Raw genomic sequence first — 18,602 nt, 5'->3', positions numbered from 1 at the left:
CGAAGTGCGACATGGAATTTACATCTATTTGTTTGGATGCTGAATCGAGTTCAGCATGACAAGAGGTTTGGGGCGTTTTTGTTTAGCGAGTTTGTGTATAGATTGTTGTAGGTGAAGCAGTTAATTTAATAATTAATTTACAGGTATTTTAGTTACTTATTTAAATCATCGAACTTTTCAAATAGTTTTACTGTTTCTTTATAATCTATAGGTTCAAATGAATTGTGTTTCCAAGACATTTCAATAATTGGCACATTCAATTTTTCTGCGTATTCTAGGAAAGAACGTTTTTGTTTTTCATTCGAAAAACTTGATATAAAAATGGCTTGAATGCAACTTTTGATATCCAACATCATAGTTTTATCAAATATTAATTCACCTTTAATTTCTTCTACATTACATTTATTTTTATCAAAATAGACTCCGATTCTGAATTCATTTTCTCCAATATAATCGGTGTGTTTACAAAAAAATGATGATTCTGCAATTTTCTCTATTTCTTCTAAATATTTCTCAAAACCTACTTTGAATAAATAATTTCCAGAGACATTATTTACTTTACGACAATTTAGTTCTCTATATTTTAAATATTCTACATTTTTAGATATTAGCTTATACTTTTTTTTATTAAGCTCTAAAATTTTCTTTTTAGAAAATGCGATACAAACCCCAGTATAATTGTCTGCATATCGCTCCCACATTCTTGGTTTAGTAAATCCAAAAAGTTCCTCGTGGCCCTCAAATTGAGTAATGTAATTTTTGTTTGCAAAGTCATGCCCGATATTGTTTTTACAAAAACATATTTGGCTAAATGCACTTTCCATTTCAAAGACTCGTTTTGCTAATTTATCTAATTCTTGAGAAAATTTAGCATCAATTTCTTTATCAACATAATTTCCCGTAAAAGAGACGCTTCCATTGGCTTTTAGACTTTCAATAGGATCGATTGAGTATTGTCTTTTTCCAAATTTTAATTCCTCATTATAAAGTATATAATCGATTGCAATTGATGATTTCGTGTAATGATAAATAATATCGTCGTTGTAGATTTCCTTGAAAAAATTCAAGCCCATATTTATCATTTGATTAATTTTAAATTCAACATGCAATACTTGTAACTAACTTTAATAATATAACCTCGTTTTAATACTGAAACAAGTTCAGTACAGGTGACTTATATCAAACATTAAACTAATTTAGATGAAATTATTTACAAAGTCAAAAAAATAACTTTAGTGTACTTGTGGGTTTTTATTTCGATACAGAAAAAACTATTAAACGAGCGTTTTGTAAATAATACACCGGAGCAAGTTGTAGTTATTGAGAAAAATAAGGAAGCCGATGTTTTAGCTAAAATAGAAACGTTGAAGACTAGTTTGGATAGCTGGAAGTTTTTTGTTTAGCGTGTTTGTATAAGCGAAGTTGTTTTTTATATGAGTGGTTATGTGTAAGGCTTTTACTCAACTATTCCTAAATAAAGCTTAATCTCTTTTTAATACTTTTTCTTTGAAAGTTTATTGATTATAGATATTTAATATTCTTGTTGTATTTATACTATAATTAGGAGAAATCATTTTTTATACTCTTTAACATCCCCTAAAATTATGGAATCAACATCATTTTTATTTGCACTATGTAATACCGAAATATCTCCAGTGCTTTCAAAAACAACGGCTTGAACTTCGGAAAGTTTATGGACGTTTGCTTCTCTCAATTTTCCCATTAAATCACTTAGGGCTAAGTTGCAATTTTTTAAATTATCATAGAAAATTTCTCCATCTTTCATAAGCAATTGCGGTTTATTAGTCAACAACTTTTTGAACCAATCACTTTTTCTAACTAAAAATGAAAATAGTGTCTGAAAACCTATGATACAAAATAACGCCAAAATACCTTTTAATATATTCTGGTCTTTATTAATAATAATGGAAGCTAATATAGAACCAACTGCAATGGTTGAAGCAAAATCAAAACTTGACATTTTAGCAAAAGTTCGAAGCCCAAAAATTCTTGTAATAATCGTAATAGCTGTAAAAATTCCAATAACTGAGACAATAACTAAAATTGCGATATCCATATTCATAGTGTTAATTTTTAAGATGTTATTATGTGATAATGATTGATCTAAATTTTTGGTATGCCAAAGCCTATTTATTGGCCGTGAATTAACTCTAATTGTTAAAGCTAAGTATGGGGTAACAATCTGCCGTTTTTTGTGAGTTGTTAATTTCTACCTGACATAAATTTAATGCTATAATGTCATTTAATACTGAAACAAGTTCAGTACAGGTGACTTATATCAAACATTAAACTAATTTAGCTGAAATTATTTACAAAGTCAAAAAATAACTTCAGCATTACTAGTGGGTTTTTATATAGGTACAGAAAACATTAATAAATGAATGTTTTGTAAATAATGCACTAGATCACGTTCGAGTTAAAAGTAAGCTAAACCACTAGTTCAAATTGAAACTTTGTAAGCTATTTTGGCTAGCTTGGAATTGTTTGTTGATATAGTGTGTATCTCGTGCGTATAAATTATATACCTTGTTGGCAACTGTTTATTTTACAAAATACATTTCTAATTCACCTTTTCCTTTTGCAAAAATCTTACCGCGAGAAATACAGGTGAAGTCGTTTTTAATGAGTTTGTAAGTTGTTGACGATATATTTATTTTACCTGCCTCACCGGCGGATTCTATTCTACTGGCTGTATTTATCGTGTCTCCAAATAGGTCGTATGCAAATTTCTTTTTGCCTACAACGCCTGAAACAGCAGTTCCTGAATGTATTCCTACCCTCATTTTCCACATTATTTCATGACTTTTATTTCTTTCCTCCAGGTAGGATAGCATCATTTTTGCAGCTTTAATACAGTTTGCAGCATAATAATTATTAGACATTTCATTTTCAAGGCCACATGCTGCCATATATGCGTCTCCAATCGTTTCAATCTTTTCAACCTCCGTTTCTTCCATTATTTCATCAAATCGACCAAAAATGTCATTGAGTTCGTTAACCAAAGTGATTGCCGATATGGACGATACAATCTCCGTAAATCCTACAAAATCAGTAAATAGTATAGTGATGTTCTTGTGTCTTTTAGGGATTGTCATACCACTTTCTTTTAAATCCCTAATTATATTAGATGGTAAAATATTGTGTAGCAGATCTTCTGATTTTTTTTGTTCGGCTATTAAGGACTCCTCGGATTTATCCATTAAAACAGACAAACTCCATATAAGTATGAGACAAATAAATCCTGTAATGCTAATATTAACTATTTGTGATATGTAAGGATCGATTTCGCCAAAACGAGCAGTTATTTTGGATTGAAATATTACAGTAGCAATCAATGTTAGGCAAGCTATAATGCTTAAACCATGGGCTATATTTCTAGCCTTTCTGGGGAAAGTCATATATGGTAGAATAATTACAAGGAAATAAACAACAGCCACACCAGACGAATATCCTAATAAATAAAGAAACAATAAAACAGACATATAAGATGCCAGAATAAGCCAAACGGAAGCTAGTACGCGCCATCCTTTCCTATTGAATATTAACGCCATTAAAAACATCAACCCCAATAAAGCATTACTTCCGTAAATTACCTGTGCGTCTGTAAGAAATAAAGCAATTAACATCCAAATTGCATTATAAATTACTCCTAAAGCAGATGCAATATTGGTTACTCGTAAATATCTAATTTCAGTGATGGAAGAGTTGTAATAAGTGCTGGGATCAATCATTCTTTGAAAAAATCTGGATTTGGTTTTATTATAAGTAGACATAAGTTCCTCTCAATTTCTTCGGTTGTTAACTTCGTTTGTATTTTAGCTTACTTTCTAAGATATTATTTTAATTCTAAATAGGCTCATTTTGTGTAACTTACATCAAACTTTAAACGAATTTAATTGAAATTATTTACAACGCCAATTAATTAAAATAATCCTTTAATCAGGTAGCGATTTTACTTATAAAGCTGTTTTAGTCTCATTCGTTTTAAGGAAAATATAACTAATGATTGGAGCGGTAAATGTTGAAGGTGCAATTGAAGGAATCACCGAAGTATTGCATTATACTGAAGTTGGATTAAAATTTCTGCAAAAAATATCTAATTTACATTTTTAAGGCAAAAGGAAAAGTTGTAGTTAATGAGAAAAAGAAAGAGGCCAATACCTTCAAATTAAAAACTTGAAAGCTAGTTTGGGCTAATTTTAATTATTGACTGCCTATTATAAAAAGCTAATGCCATATCTGCTGCAAATTTTGGTTACCTTTTCAAAATCTGGCGGGCCAGCAGGAAGTTTAGCTAATTCTTGGAATAGGTTTTCAATACCAGCAGGGAAAGCTGAAGTAATCATTTTAGCAGTTTCTGTTCCTACCACTTTCCAAGCGTGCGGAATTTCTTTTGGGGCAAAAGCAATATCGCCTGCGTTTAAAAGGGTTGTTTCTCCATCTATCGTTATTTCAACTTGGCCTTTAATAACTCTAAATATTTCATCTTCTTTGGTGTGAATATGTGGCGGAATTCCAACGCCTGGATCTACATTTGAAACCCATTCCATAATTTGATTACCAGTGTCGATTCCAACAAGTTTGTGGGTTTGTATATCTCCAATGACATTAAATACAGTTCCTTGGATGGCGGTTATAATTTTTGGATTATTTTTTATTGTTTTTAATACTTCCTTAGTGTCTGTTAAGCAATTAGTTGTTAATGGTAATAGGGTTAAGCCTATCCCAAGCCCTGATGTTTTGATGAATTTTTTTCTGTCCATAATAAAATGTTTATTGCAATGTATATAGACTATATGGGTCTAACAATGTGAAAATTGCGGTAAAATCATGGATTTTAAGAGTTTTTAGCTTTTTCTAAGTGCAGAAGGAGTGATTTTGGTATGACTCTTAAAAAAATAACTAAAATAATCTGGTGATGAAAACCCCAATTCAAAGCCGATTTCTTTGATGCTTTTGTTCGTAAATTTTAAGGCATGTCTAGACCTCATGAGTAATTGTTCAATTATGATGCTTTTCGAGCTTACACCCAAAACTTCTTTAACACATTCATTTAAGTATTTTGAAGATAGATTAAGTCGTTTAGCATAATCGCCTACTTCATGAAGTTCGTGTACATGTTGGTCTACAAGTTTTTTGAATTCGTAGACTATATTTGTTTTCGAATTGTTATTTGAAACAACCGATTTTATATTGCATTGCCCGTCGCAGTATACAAAAAATGTGTTTAAAAGTGATAAAATGGCATCGTCTTTATGGTTAAGTTGTGACCCTAAAAGTTCATCAATCATTTCTAGAATTGCTTGTGTTCTTTTTTCAATTCCTGGACTTAATTTAAATAATGGAATCTCGCCGGAATTAAAAAGCCTCACTTTATTAATGTGAAGATTACTTAAAATAGGATTGTTTAAAATATCACTAGCCAAGTTTAAAACATAGCCAGAAGAAGTTGCGTTGTCTTTTTTTAATATTTTCCATTGATACTTAGGGTCTAGGAAAAAAATGGAATTTGAAACATTTTTATATGCTACATGATTTATTTCAATGCTTTCAACTTCATTTTTAATCCAACAAATAGCAAAATAATGACTGTTAGGTTTAATGGTTATTTTTTCAATAATTTGCGTTATGTTAATTGAGTCGGGTTTCATCTATCGTTAAAGCTAACGTTTTGTTTGAAAGTTATTTATAAGTGTTTGTGATAGGCTGAAACTAATTTAATGAAATTATTTATAAACCCAATAAATGCATTTACCCTAATATTGGTTTTAGTTATTTTTCATCAAATGTAATTAATTACAATGCTCCAATTTCTCATCAATTTGCGACATTAACGCCCATAAATAAATATGATAATCTTTGGTGTGATAACCCCAATTCGAGTAATTAATATGATCTTGTTCGTCTTCTAGCTCGTTAGGGCGTTGGTCGTTGGGTTGTGCTTCGAAATTTATGCTCAATACTACTTTTTGGTTTGCTTCACGGCGTTGTCTGGCGGTGTAAAAATTATTAAACGCTATAAAATTTGCCTCTTCGGCATAGTCGTAACTGCTATCTGGTGTTATGTAATAATCTAAATTTGTGGCGGTTTCGCCGTAATAACTAAAATCTTGTACAAACCAGTCTTCGGTTTCATTAAAAGCTCTGTAAACCAATCCGCTATTAATTAAATACGGATTAAACTCTGGCAAACCAGGGTTAATATCTGGAATATCTTGAGCTTCATCAAAAGCGGCCCAATTGCTAATACAGCCACATTCGTTTGTTGTGGTACATAATGGTATGTTTTCCCACCAACCACCTTTGTATTGACCTTCTTCGGCATAAACATATGCCATTCCCGCTAACGCCGCTACCACTAATTGGTCGCGAAGTGTTGGGTTTTCATCGAATACATCTCGCAATAACATGCCTAATAAATACGATCCTTGCGAATGGCCTGCAATTATTATTTTATTGCCGTTATTGTAGTTGTTTAAATACTCTAAAAATGCGGCTTTTACATCGCTATAAGAGGTTGCAATAATATTGGCTTGTTCTTCCTTGTCGGTTGTTTCGTCGTAGGTTTTACCAGACGATTGGCGATAATGAGGTGCAAAAACACGACCGTATTTTGCTAATAAACCGCCTTGGGCAATTATAGTTAGGTTAATTAACAATTTATCTTGCTGATCAATGGGAATATTTTGTGGCGTAAAAGCACTTTGTGCAGTAGTTAGTATGGTTGGGTGCACCCAAAATACATCGACACCAGTATTTACGGTGGCGTTATTTTCTACAGCAATGGTTTCTTCAATGTTTAAATTTTCATCAATTAACGCAATATCTAAATTGTAAAAAGGTAAAAGAGTGGTTTTTTCGGGGTGAATTACCCAATTTTCGGTATTCTCGAAATCTACAGTTGAGGTTGGAATATCAATAACTTCTGTAACTGGGTCGTCATCGTCTTCTTGTTCTTCTTCTGTACCGCCGTTATCACTTTTAGAGCATGCAGTTTGTAATATAATTAGGGCAAGTAATAATAGCTTTTTCATCTTTTAAGTAGGTTTTTAAAAATAAATGTCTGAAAAATAGTTTGTTAAGCTAATATAATAAAAAAGTCGCTCCTAAATTAAGGGCGACTTTTATGTTTTGTTAAATTGCTTAGACTTTATTCGTTAACCGAAATTAAGTTAATATCAAAAATTAGCACAGAACCTCCAGGAATACCGGCGTAACTACTATTACCGTACCCTAAATGTGCAGGAATTAAAAGTATACCGCTACCACCTTCTTTGAAATAAGTAATACCTTCGGTCCAACCTGCAATAACTTGCTGTAAGTTAAACGAAACACCGCTTTCACTACTTTCGTCGAAAACGCTGCCATTTAAAAAATAGCCTTTGTAAGCTACGGTTACGTTGCTTGTATAAGTTGGTTGTTCGCCAGAGCCTTGTTCGTTAATAACATAGTACAAACCCGAATCGGTTTTTACAGCATTTAGGCTATTTTCGGCAATGTAATTTTGAATGTCTTCATCGTTTTGAGTTCTATAATCTACAGTGTCGTCGTTTTTACAAGCCGTAAATATTAATGGAATTATTAAGGCAAAGGCTAATAAGGTTTTTTTCATGTTTAAAATTTTAGCGGTAAATATAATAAGATGTAAGTGTTGTAAACGGCGTTATTTGTTAAAGTTTTGTTGAAATAAAAAGGAGACGCTTTAAAAACCAACCTTTAGTGTCCTTCTGAATTATTTTCAGATTCTATTCTCACAATTAATGAGATCCTGAAACAAGTTCAGGATGACAGGTTTTCGATTTTTAAAGCGTCTCGAAATATATTTTATCGTTCTAGAATGTTACCAAAACAACAGAGTTACTTTATCATAGCGTAGCTACGTTTTATAAAGTTTGTAAGTTCTTCACCTTTTAATAAACCTTGAGATAAACGCGCTAAATCTAATCCTTGATTAATTAAGCGTTCTTTATCCTCTTTAGCTTCGGTGTTTAAAATATCGCTTACTAAGGCATTATTGATGTTAACAACTAAGTTGTACATTTCGGGCATATTACCCATGCCAAACATACCACCACCGCCTCCGGTAGCTTGCATTTCTTTCATACGGCGCATAAATTCTGGTTGCGTAATTATAAACGGATTTGCTTCGCTATCCATAGCTTCTAATTGAACCATAAATTTATCAGAAGGCACAACTTCTTTTAATAATTCTTCTAAAGTTTTCTTTTGATCGTCATCTAACTTAGAAATAGTGTTTTCATCTTTCTTAATTAAATTATCGATGTGATCGCCATCAACACGTGCAAAAGAGATGTTTTCTTTTGATGTTTCTAACTTCTGGATTAAGTGCGAAACTATTGGAGAATCTAATAATAAAACTTCGTAACCTTTTGCTTTTGCAGACTCGATGTAACTGTGTTGTGCATCTTTGTCTGAAGCGTAAAGAATTACTAATTTATCATCTTTATCGGTTTGGTTTGCTTTAATTTTATTGAATAATTCTTCGTATGTGTAGTAGCTACCATCAACCGTTGGGTAAAGTGCGAAAGCATCTGCTTTTTCAAAGAATTTTTCTTCGGAAAGCATTCCGTATTCAATAACCACTTTAATGTCGTCCCATTTTGCTTCAAAATCTTCACGATTGCTATTAAATAGCGATTTTAATTTATCGGCTACTTTACGTGTAATGTAAGATGAAATCTTTTTTACAGCACCATCGGCTTGTAAGTATGAACGCGATACGTTTAATGGAATGTCTGGAGAATCGATGACACCACGTAACATGGTTAAAAATTCTGGTACAATACCTTCAACATTATCGGTTACAAAAACTTGGTTTTGGTATAATTGAATTTTATCTTTTTGAATATTCATGTCTTGTCCCATTTTTGGGAAATACAGAATACCAGTTAAGTTAAACGGATAATCAACATTTAAGTGAATGTTAAATAACGGCTCTTCGAACTGCATTGGGTACAACTCGCGATAAAAGTTTTTGTAATCGTCGTCTTTTAAATCGGCTGGTTGCTTTGTCCACGCTGGGTTAGGGTTGTTTATTATATCATCAACCGTAATTTTTCTGTGTGGTTCTTTGGTTTCTTTACCATCTTTATCGGTAATAGTTGCAGGCTCATGCTCTGGGTCGTTTATTTCTTTAGTACCAAATTTAATTGGCACAGGCATAAACTTGTTGTATTTGTTTAAAAGCTCACGAATACGAGATTCTTCAAGAAATTCGGTAGAATCTTCGGCAATATGAAGAATAATTTCAGTACCTCTTTCGGTTTTATCGGCAGCTTCTAAAGTAAATTCAGGCGAGCCGTCGCAAGTCCAATGCGCCGCAGGTTCATCTTTAAATGATTTCGTGATGATTTCAACTTTTTCGGCAACCATAAAGGCCGAGTAAAAACCTAAACCAAAATGACCGATAATTCCAGAATCTTTAGCAGAATCTTTATATTTATCTAAAAATTCTTCAGCTCCAGAAAAGGCTACTTGGTTAATGTATTTTTCAACCTCTTCGGCAGTCATACCTAAACCTTGATCTATAATATGAAGTTTTTTACCGTCTTTATCAATTTTTACTTCAATTTGTGGACTGCCATACTCAACTTTAGCTTCACCAATATTGGTTAAATGTTTAAGTTTTAAAGTTGCATCTGTTGCGTTACTAATAAGCTCACGTAAAAATATTTCGTGGTCGCTGTATAAGAATTTTTTAATTAACGGAAAGATATTCTCTACCGATACATTAATGTTTCCTGTTGCCATAATTTAATTTATTTATCATTCTCACAAAAGTGAAAATCTATTTATTGATTTTAATTTTAATGATGAAGGTATTTCAACAAAAATGCCAATTCTTAAAATGTGACAAAGTGACATAGTTTTTATGGAAATAAGAAATAGTAAAAATTGAATAAGATTTTTTAAATAAAATGAATTATATGATTTGTTTATTGGAAATAATTTAAAGTTATTGTAATTTGAAACTATCTGAATAAACTTTAAGACTATGTACAATTCGAAAATAATAGGTTTAGGTAAATATGTGCCAGAAAATGTGGTTACAAATGATGATTTATCTAAAATGATGGACACTAATGACGCGTGGATTACAGAAAGAACAGGAATAAAGGAACGTCGTTGGGTTAAACAAGGCAGCGACGATACTACTGCAACAATGGGGGTTAAAGCTGCAAAAATAGCTATAGATCGAGCAGGAATAAGTAAAGATGATATTGATTTTATAGTTTTCGCCACTTTAAGCCCAGATATGTATTTTCCAGGTCCGGGTGTGCAAGTACAGCATGCCTTGGGAATAAAAACTGTAGGTGCTTTAGATGTTAGAAACCAATGTTCGGGTTTTATTTATGCTTTATCTGTAGCCGATAATTTTATAAAAACAGGTATGTACAAAAACATACTTGTAATTGGTAGTGAGTTACATTCGCATGGTTTAGATAAAACAACACGAGGTCGTGGCGTTAGTGTTATTTTTGGAGATGGGGCAGGAGCTGCAGTTTTAACGCGTGAAGAAAATAATAATAAAGGCATTTTATCTACACATTTACACAGCCAAGGGGAGCATGCCGAAGAATTAGTGTTGAAGGCTCCTGGAATGGGAACGCGTTGGGTGAATGATATTTTAGAAGATAATAACCCAGAAGATGAAAGCTATTTTCCTTATATGAACGGACAATTTGTGTTTAAAAATGCTGTAGTTCGATTTAGTGAAGTTATTATGGAAGGTTTAATGGCAAATGGCTTACATAAAGAATCTATTGATATGTTAATTCCGCATCAAGCTAACTTACGAATTGCACAGTTTATTCAAAAAAAATTCAGATTATCAGACAGTCAAGTGTTTAATAATATTCAAAAATACGGAAATACTACAGCGGCTTCTATACCAATTGCTTTAACCGAAGCCTGGGAAGAGGGAAAAATAAAAACCGGAGATACGGTGGTTTTAGCAGCTTTTGGAAGTGGTTTTACCTGGGGAAGCGCAATAATTAACTGGTAAAACAAAAAACCCAAAACGTATAGTTTTGGGTTTTTCTAGCTATTAATCAACTTCAACTAACACTAATGTGAAGAATCTTATTATATAAGACGAAAAATCTTTCGTTTTATTTCATCATATATATATATTTAACAAACTTTAACTAAAAAACAAAACTCGAAATAAACAATTTCGAGTTTTTAAATAATACTAATCTTCATATGTACGAATTTTTTTAGACGACTAATTCCAAATAATTAAAACTTCGTGTTTGGTTAGATGATTGTACTTTATATTATAACGTAAAGATAATTTTAATATTGCGTAAAATTTAAAATTTTAACATATTATTTATTTTTTTAAAATTTTTACACCTTAAAAAATTATTAAAATATAATTCATGGGTTTTGTTTTTTTGTTATTTAGATTGATTTTAGAAAAAATTATAAGTGAAAATTTAAGAATTGTTCAAAATTTATAAGTAATGCTATTTAGATTTAAAACAGTCGCTTTTTTTATAGAATTTAGGCTTTTAGTTGTTATTAAGGTTAAAAAAATATATGTACAGTTTCAAAAACAGTATTAATCAAATTATTTTAAAAACATCAAAACCCTAAAAGCATATCAGTTTTTAGGGTTTTTTAATAATCTTGCATTTCACTAACCATCAAAATTATGCAGGATTATAGTATTTTGAGCATATTATTTATTTGATAGTTGTAATTTTCCTGCTTGTAGGACGTCTATTTTATAAACCTGTTACATGTTGTAAGTAGAGTTAACTAATTTTAACAAATGAAAGACAAAACCTTAGTGTTTGGAGCATCATTAAATCCAGATCGATATTCTAATTTAGCCATTAATCGTTTGGTAGCTAATAATAAAAAGGTTGTTGCTTACGGATTAAGAGGAGGAACCGTTGCAGGTGTTACTATAGAAACAGAATTAGTAAATTTTAATGATATTGATACCGTTGCACTTTATATGAATCCTTTACGACAGAAGCCATTTTATAACGACATACTTTCCTTAAACCCGAAACGTGTTATTTTTAACCCAGGAACCGAGAATCCGGAGTTTTATAGTTTGCTTCAGGAAAAGAATATTCATTTTGAAGCGTCTTGTACTTTAGTGCTGCTTTCTACGAATCAGTATTAATCCTAAAAAGGTTAGTAACCCGTTAATTATTAAAATTTCAAATCCAATTTGGTATCCATTTAATAAATCAACCGAATATTTATTAATAAAAAATGATAGTATTGGAGCGATAATAGCTATTATCCAAACGTATTTATCTTTTATTTCGGTTTTAGTAAAAATACCTAAAGCAAATAATCCTAAAAGCGGTCCGTAGGTATAACCAGCAGCTTTAAACAATTCCCAAATTACAGACACATCTTTAAAAATAGCATCAAAAGCAATAATTACGAAAACAAGTAAAATGCTTATTAAAACATGGGTTCGTTTTCTAATTTTCTTTTGAATTTCTTTTGGTTTCTTATCAATTTCAATAATATCTATACAAAATGATGTGGTTAGCGAAGTTAAAGCCGAATCGGCACTAGAGTATGCAGCAGCTACTAAACCTAGAATAAAAAACGATGAGGTTATAACACCAATTTCTGGTAACATGGCAATGGTTGGAAATAACTCATCTTTTTTAGCAGAAATACCATGAGCGTTGGCATACTCGGTTAGCATTAAACCTAAAACTAAAAATAGGATGTTAACAAAAATTAATACCACACTAAAAGAAATCATGTTTTTTTGAGCTTCTTTTAAGTTTTTACAAGTGAGGTTTTTTTGCATCATATCTTGGTCTAAACCGGTCATGGTAATGGTAATAAACATTCCCGAAAGAAAGCTTTTTATAAAATATTGTGCATCGTTAACATCGCTAAAGAAAAATACTTTGCTCATGGTGTTTTCTTTAACACTCGTGTAAATTTCAGAAATACCATTTAAGTTTAACGCCGATGCTAAAAATATAATAGTTACAACAACCGATACTAGCATAAACAAAGTTTGTAAGGTGTCGGTAAAAATTATGGTTTTAATACCTCCTTTAAACGTGTACAACCATATTAATACAATGGTGAGAATAACAGTTAAAGCAAAGGGAATATTAAATTGATCGAACACTAAAAGCTGAAGTACTTTTGCTACCAAAAACAATCGAAACGATGCGCCAACAATTCTTGAAATTAAAAAAGCTACCGATCCTGTTTTGTAACTTACAACTCCAAAGCGATCCTTTAAATAGGTGTAAATTGAAGTTAAATTAAGCTTGTAGTAAATGGGGAGTAAAACATATGCAATAACCATGTAACCAAATAAGTATCCAAAAACGACTTGCAAATAGCCAAATTGTTTGGTTTCTACGGCGCCAGGAACCGAAATAAAAGTAACGCCCGAAAGCGATGCTCCAATCATCCCAAAGGCAACCAAATACCAAGGTGCCGACTTGTTGGCTTTAAAAAAAGCATCGTTACTATCTTCTTTTCCGGTGAAATATGAAATTAAAATAAGCACGACAAAATAGCCGGCAATAAGGAATAAAATTTGAGTTGCAGTCATATATAGAATAATTCAAAGCCAAAATACAAATTCCAATCGATAAGTTAAATCAAAAATTGTAAATTCGCAGCCATGGAATTTTCTTCTAAATTACTAGAAAACGCAGTTAACGAAATGTCGCAACTACCAGGAATTGGTAAGCGTACGGCATTGCGTTTGGTATTGCATATGTTAAAGCAACCAGAATCTCGTACTAAACTGTTGGCCGAGGCTTTATTAAAAATGCGAACCGAAGTAAAGTTCTGTAAATCATGTCATAACATTAGCGATGTAGAAATATGTGAAATTTGCTCAAATAAAAATAGAGTTTCACATACTATTTGTGTGGTTGAAGACGTTAGAGATGTTATGGCAATTGAAAATACAAGCTCTTTTAAAGGCATTTATCATGTTTTAGGAGGAAAAATATCTCCAATGGATGGTATTGGACCGCACGATTTAAAAATAGAATCCTTAGTAGAAAAAGTTAAGCAAGGCGAAGTAAAAGAAATAATTTTTGCGTTAAGTTCAACAATGGAAGGCGACACTACCAATTTTTACATTTATAAGCAAATACAAGATTATAACATTGTTACTTCTACCATTGCTAGAGGAATTTCGGTTGGAGACGAGCTCGAATATGCCGACGAAATTACCTTAGGGAGAAGTATAGTTAACCGAATTCCATTCGAATCTTCATTAAAATCTTAAGTGCATATTTTTTGAAACTTTCCGTAATTATACTTAACTACAATGTGCGCTACTTTTTAGAGTTATGTTTAAAAAGTGTCGAAGCCGCTATTGCAAATATTGAAGCCGAAATTATTGTAGTCGACAATCATTCTCAAGATGATAGTTGCAGCATGCTTAAAGCTAAATTTCCATCAATAAATTTAATAGAGAACAAAGAAAACTTTGGTTTTTCAAAAGGTAATAACATTGGTGTTGCAAAAGCAAAAGGCGAATATATTTGCATCTTAAATCCAGATACGGTTGTTGCCGAAGATACCTTTACCAAAATTTTAAACTTTGCCGAAAAAACTGAAAATTTAGGGGCTATTGGTTGTAAGTTAATTAATGGTATTGGCGAATTTTTACCAGAAAGTAAGCGCCATATCCCTTATGTTAATGCAGCTTTTAAAAAGATTTTAGGAAACTCTAACGATTATTATGCAAATAACCTAAAACAAAACGAAGTTGGAGAAGTTGAGGTTTTAGTAGGTGCATTTATGCTTTTAAAACGCGAAACCTTCAATGAAATTCATGGTTTCGACGAAGATTATTTTATGTATGGCGAAGATATAGACTTGTCTTACAAACTAATAAAAGCAGGGTTTAAAAATTACTATTTTGGCGAAGCTACAGTAATACATTATAAAGGCGAAAGCACTTTAAAAAATAAGTTCTACGCACGCCGATTTTATGGTGCCATGAAAATTTTCTACAAAAAACATTTTAAAAGAAATTACTTTTTTGATGTTTTTGTAAATTTAGGTATTGCCGGAGTTTATTTTTTTAGAACCAATCCTAAGGGAGTTCGAAAGCAGCCTAGTCGCTATTTATTGGTGTCAAATTCCGTTTGCGATAAATTAAAAAACACTTTAAAGAAGCAAATAGAATTAAGTGATACTTTATACACTATTAAACCAGAAACCGAAGTTATTTTTGATGCTAATGTTTCAAGTTATAAACGTATTATAAACTTAATGGAGACAAAGCCAGATAATAGTAAATTATCCTTTAAAATCTTGCCAAATCAATCAAACTTTATTATCGGTAGCGACGATACTATTTGCAAAGGAGAAATAATAGAGTTTAACTAGTTTTTGTGAAATTAATTGATTGAAAACCGTTGTTTTTTAGTAATTTTGCAAAAAAAATAGAACAACCTAAAACCACTACATACGTTAAATATGGCAAAATTTAAGTTGAAGCTACCAAAAATGGGCGAAAGTGTTGCAGAAGCAACCATTACTTCTTGGCTAAAAGAAATTGGAGATACCATTGAAATTGATGAACCAATTTTAGAAATAGCAACTGATAAAGTAGATAGCGAAGTGCCAAGTGAAGTAGAAGGTGTTTTAGTTGAACGCTTTTTTAATGTGGATGACGTGGTGCAAGTAGGTGGGGTTTTAGCAATTATTGAAACCGAAGGTGATGTGGAAGAAATTGATAATAACGATGATCTTGCAGAAATTGCAAACGACGAATTAGTACAAGATGAAGCTATATCTTATGTTGAAGAAACTGTAGCTGTTGCACAACAGGCCGTTGAAACACCTGCTGTCCTGTCTTCCGAAAATAGATTTTATTCTCCTTTAGTTAAAAACATTGCTAAAGCAGAAGGTATTACTCAAAAAGAATTAGATAGTATTATAGGTAGCGGAAAAGATGCACGTGTTACTAAAAACGACATTTTACAGTTTTTAGAAAATAGAAATAGTAATGGGGTAGTTGAACCAGTTAAAGTGGAACAAAAACCTACACAAGCAAAAACAGTTGTCGAGCCTGCAAAAGCTCAAACAGCACCTTTAATTTCGAATGGGGAAGATGAAATAATTGAAATGACCCGAATGGGTAAATTGGTTTCAAATCACATGATGGCCTCTTTACAAACATCGGCGCATGTACAAAGTTTTATCGAGGCCGATGTAACGAATATTTGGAATTGGCGTAAAAAAGTTAAAGATACCTTTTTTAAACGCGAAGGCGAAAACCTTACGTTTACACCTATTTTTATGGAGGCAATTGCTAAAGCCTTACGCGAATATCCGTTAATGAATATTTCGGTTCAAGACGATAAAATTATAAAAAAGAAAAATATAAACTTAGGTATGGCAGCGGCTTTACCCGATGGTAATTTAATTGTTCCTGTTATTAAAAATGCCGATCAACTAAATCTTGTTGGCATGACAAAACAGGTTAACGATTTAGCAAACCGTGCGCGAATTAATCAATTAAAACCAGACGAAGTTCAAGGCGGTACTTATACAGTTACCAATGTTGGTAGTTTTGGTAGCATTATGGGGACACCTATTATAAACCAGCCACAAGTTGGTATTTTGGCACTAGGTGCTATTCGTAAAGTGCCTGCAGTTATAGAAACACCAGAAGGCGATTTTATTGGTATACGTTACAAAATGTTTTTATCGCATTCGTACGACCACCGTGTTGTAAATGGTGCGCTTGGTGGTATGTTTGTAAAAGCCGTAGCCGATTATTTAGAGGCTTGGGATATAAAACGAGAAATTTAGAATAATTAAAATATGTTGTAAATTGTCCAATCCAATCTATGGGTTGGATTTTTTATTTTTTAATTAAAAACTAAAGGTATATTTTTAATATGCGTTGTTTCAATTTATTTATAGCTCTGTTTGTATTGTATTTTAGTGGTTTTTCGCAAGTAGATACTTTGTATTTCGATATTAATAAAGAAGCTATTAGTAAAGCAATCTTTAATAAAAAAATCGAGTCTAAAATATATGATGGAATTAGATTTATAACGGATTCTTTAGTGGTTCAAGATGTAATTCCTAATCATGTTTTCGGACAATTAGATTCAGTAACTAAGTCGCAATTATTTAAAATGTTTAGTGCTAGAAACGGTATTGACACAACAAAAACTTTGATGGTTTTTTATCAGGATACTTTAATTGCCGAAAATGAATTTCCAGAAAAAAGTATTATGATTTTTAGGGATAGTTTAGGAGAGTTTATGGGGACTTCAAAGTATAACGGAATATATTTTGATAGTCGTAAATATAGAAAAGCGAAATATCATACAGTTGAATATAGTTTAAAAGGTTTTAATAAAGTAACCATTTCCAAGGCAAAAACCTTTAAAAAAATTAAAAACGTAACTCCAGTGTTTTTTTATGCTTATAATAAAGGCTTAGATTTATCCAAATTAAAAGTAATATGGCATAAAGATTATGGGCATATTTTACATAAACTTTTTGTTACTAACAATTATTTTTTTCGAACGCTTATAATAAAACCAAATGGAGAATATTTTGTTAGATATGGTGATAAATTTGTAGCTGAAAAAAAAGATATTTTCAATTTAAAAGATTGGGAAAAATTAAAAAATAAATATTTTAAAGAAATGAGAACTAATTCACAAAATTTATAATGCAATTAAACCTAACAAAACCCATTTGTTTTTTCGATTTAGAAACTACAGGGGTAAACATAACTTCCGATAGAATTGTTGAAATTTCAATTTTAAAAGTTTATCCAGATGGCAAAGAAGAACGCAAAACCTGGTTAGTTAATCCAGAAATGCCCATACCAAAAGAAGTTACTGAAATTCATGGAATTTCTGATGAGAAAGTAGCAAACGAACCAACCTTTAAAGAGCTTGCCAAGGAAATTCATAATATGATTAAGGATTCCGATTTAGGAGGGTTTAATTCCAACAGGTTCGATATTCCGTTATTAGCCGAAGAAATGCTGCGTGCCGATATAGATTTCGATATGAAAAACCGAATGGCTGTCGATGTGCAAACTATTTTTCATAAAATGGAGCAGCGTACCTTAAGTGCAGCTTATAAGTTTTACTGCGATAAAAATTTAGATGATGCCCACAGTGCCGAAGCCGATACAAATGCCACTTATGAGGTTTTAAAAGCGCAAATAGCTAAATACGACGACCTTGAAAATAATACAAAGTTTTTAGCGGAGTTTAGCTCGCGTAAAAAGTTTGCCGATTTTGCTGGTTTTATTGTGTTTAATAAAGATAATAAGGAGTGTTTTTCGTTTGGAAAACATAAAGGTAAGTTGGTAACCGAAGTGTTAGAAAAAGAACCTGGATACTTTGGTTGGTTGCTTAATGCCGATTTTCCGTTGTACACAAAAAAGGTTTTAACAGCTATTAAATTACGCAGTTTTAATAATAAGCTTTAGTAGCCAGAAACTAGAAACTGGAAACAAGAAACTGGAAACAAGAGAAAACTCCAGAATTAAGTAATAAATTTGCAAATAGCCGTGTTAGGGATTGCAGTAGAAAGCCCACAGCCTG

Annotated in this window: 17 protein-coding genes; 8 read left to right on the top strand and 9 right to left on the bottom strand. The window is 31.8% G+C overall.

The window, feature by feature from the left end; all coding sequences use genetic code 11:
• Positions 1-152: 152 nt before the first annotated feature.
• Positions 153-1,073 carry a DUF2971 domain-containing protein gene (locus PW52_RS08585; protein ID WP_044632515.1) on the bottom strand — a complete coding sequence of 307 codons (921 nt, stop codon included), beginning with the start codon at positions 1,071-1,073 and terminating at the stop codon, positions 153-155.
• A 162-nt stretch (positions 1,074-1,235) separates the two neighbouring features.
• Between PW52_RS08585 and PW52_RS17775 the strand changes: the two genes are divergently transcribed.
• On the top strand, positions 1,236-1,403 hold the full coding sequence (locus tag PW52_RS17775) for a hypothetical protein (protein ID WP_262509261.1): 168 nt from the start codon (positions 1,236-1,238) through the stop codon (positions 1,401-1,403).
• A 167-nt stretch (positions 1,404-1,570) separates the two neighbouring features.
• Here the strand turns inward: PW52_RS17775 and PW52_RS08580 are convergent, their stop codons facing one another.
• From PW52_RS08580 to htpG, 7 genes are all read right to left on the bottom strand, one after another.
• Entirely contained in the window at positions 1,571-2,077 is a 507-nt protein-coding gene (locus PW52_RS08580) for a DUF421 domain-containing protein (protein ID WP_316930136.1), read from the bottom strand.
• Positions 2,078-2,561: 484 nt separating this feature from the next.
• Complete coding sequence (locus tag PW52_RS08575; protein WP_082050875.1) at positions 2,562-3,752, bottom strand: adenylate/guanylate cyclase domain-containing protein; 1,191 nt, start codon at positions 3,750-3,752, stop codon at positions 2,562-2,564.
• Between the two features lie 486 nt (positions 3,753-4,238).
• Positions 4,239-4,784 (bottom strand): cupin domain-containing protein, encoded by a 546-nt coding sequence (locus tag PW52_RS08570; RefSeq protein ID WP_044632512.1) that lies wholly within the window; start codon positions 4,782-4,784, stop codon positions 4,239-4,241.
• A gap of 84 nt (positions 4,785-4,868) precedes the next feature.
• Positions 4,869-5,672 (bottom strand): helix-turn-helix domain-containing protein, encoded by an 804-nt coding sequence (locus PW52_RS08565; protein WP_044632511.1) that lies wholly within the window; start codon positions 5,670-5,672, stop codon positions 4,869-4,871.
• Between the two features lie 141 nt (positions 5,673-5,813).
• Positions 5,814-7,055 carry a DUF3089 domain-containing protein gene (locus PW52_RS17125; RefSeq protein WP_052823435.1) on the bottom strand — a complete coding sequence of 414 codons (1,242 nt, stop codon included), beginning with the start codon at positions 7,053-7,055 and terminating at the stop codon, positions 5,814-5,816.
• Between the two features lie 116 nt (positions 7,056-7,171).
• Entirely contained in the window at positions 7,172-7,633 is a 462-nt protein-coding gene (locus PW52_RS08555; RefSeq protein WP_044632510.1) for an FKBP-type peptidyl-prolyl cis-trans isomerase, read from the bottom strand.
• A 245-nt stretch (positions 7,634-7,878) separates the two neighbouring features.
• Positions 7,879-9,792, bottom strand: coding sequence for a molecular chaperone HtpG (htpG, locus tag PW52_RS08550; protein WP_044632509.1), 1,914 nt, complete (start codon positions 9,790-9,792; stop codon positions 7,879-7,881).
• Positions 9,793-10,036: 244 nt separating this feature from the next.
• Between htpG and PW52_RS08545 the strand changes: the two genes are divergently transcribed.
• Together PW52_RS08545 and PW52_RS08540 are read left to right on the top strand one after the other, a co-directional pair.
• Positions 10,037-11,047, top strand: a complete 1,011-nt coding sequence (locus tag PW52_RS08545) for a 3-oxoacyl-ACP synthase III family protein (protein ID WP_044632508.1) — start codon at positions 10,037-10,039, stop codon at positions 11,045-11,047.
• A 774-nt stretch (positions 11,048-11,821) separates the two neighbouring features.
• Complete coding sequence (locus PW52_RS08540) at positions 11,822-12,184, top strand: CoA-binding protein (RefSeq protein ID WP_044632507.1); 363 nt, start codon at positions 11,822-11,824, stop codon at positions 12,182-12,184.
• Here PW52_RS08540 and PW52_RS08535 read toward each other — a convergent pair.
• Positions 12,155-13,603 (bottom strand): sodium:solute symporter, encoded by a 1,449-nt coding sequence (locus tag PW52_RS08535; RefSeq protein WP_044632506.1) that lies wholly within the window; start codon positions 13,601-13,603, stop codon positions 12,155-12,157. The two genes, PW52_RS08540 and PW52_RS08535, sit on opposite strands and share 30 nt — an antisense overlap.
• Before the next feature lie 72 nt (positions 13,604-13,675).
• Between PW52_RS08535 and recR the strand changes: the two genes are divergently transcribed.
• The 5 genes from recR to PW52_RS08510 all read left to right on the top strand — a co-directional run bounded on the left by recR (position 13,676) and on the right by PW52_RS08510 (position 18,487).
• The gene (gene recR, locus PW52_RS08530) at positions 13,676-14,293 is read left to right on the top strand and encodes a recombination mediator RecR (RefSeq protein ID WP_044632505.1); all 618 of its coding nucleotides are present in this window, start codon (positions 13,676-13,678) and stop codon (positions 14,291-14,293) included.
• An 11-nt stretch (positions 14,294-14,304) separates the two neighbouring features.
• On the top strand, positions 14,305-15,405 hold the full coding sequence (locus PW52_RS08525; RefSeq protein WP_044632504.1) for a glycosyltransferase family 2 protein: 1,101 nt from the start codon (positions 14,305-14,307) through the stop codon (positions 15,403-15,405).
• A gap of 90 nt (positions 15,406-15,495) precedes the next feature.
• Entirely contained in the window at positions 15,496-16,836 is a 1,341-nt protein-coding gene (locus tag PW52_RS08520; protein ID WP_044632503.1) for a dihydrolipoamide acetyltransferase family protein, read from the top strand.
• 89 nt (positions 16,837-16,925) lie between these two features.
• The gene (locus tag PW52_RS08515) at positions 16,926-17,714 is read left to right on the top strand and encodes a hypothetical protein (protein WP_131453993.1); all 789 of its coding nucleotides are present in this window, start codon (positions 16,926-16,928) and stop codon (positions 17,712-17,714) included.
• Positions 17,714-18,487 carry a 3'-5' exonuclease gene (locus PW52_RS08510; protein WP_044632501.1) on the top strand — a complete coding sequence of 258 codons (774 nt, stop codon included), beginning with the start codon at positions 17,714-17,716 and terminating at the stop codon, positions 18,485-18,487. Before PW52_RS08515 ends, PW52_RS08510 begins: the two co-directional genes overlap by 1 nt.
• Positions 18,488-18,602 lie beyond the last annotated feature (115 nt).

It is taken from the genome of Neotamlana sedimentorum (genome assembly GCF_000943565.1).
Classification (GTDB): Bacteria; Bacteroidota; Bacteroidia; order Flavobacteriales; family Flavobacteriaceae; genus Neotamlana; species Neotamlana sedimentorum.
The sequence above is the reverse complement of the archived record's forward strand: the minus strand, read 5'-3'. Positions and strand labels throughout refer to the sequence as shown.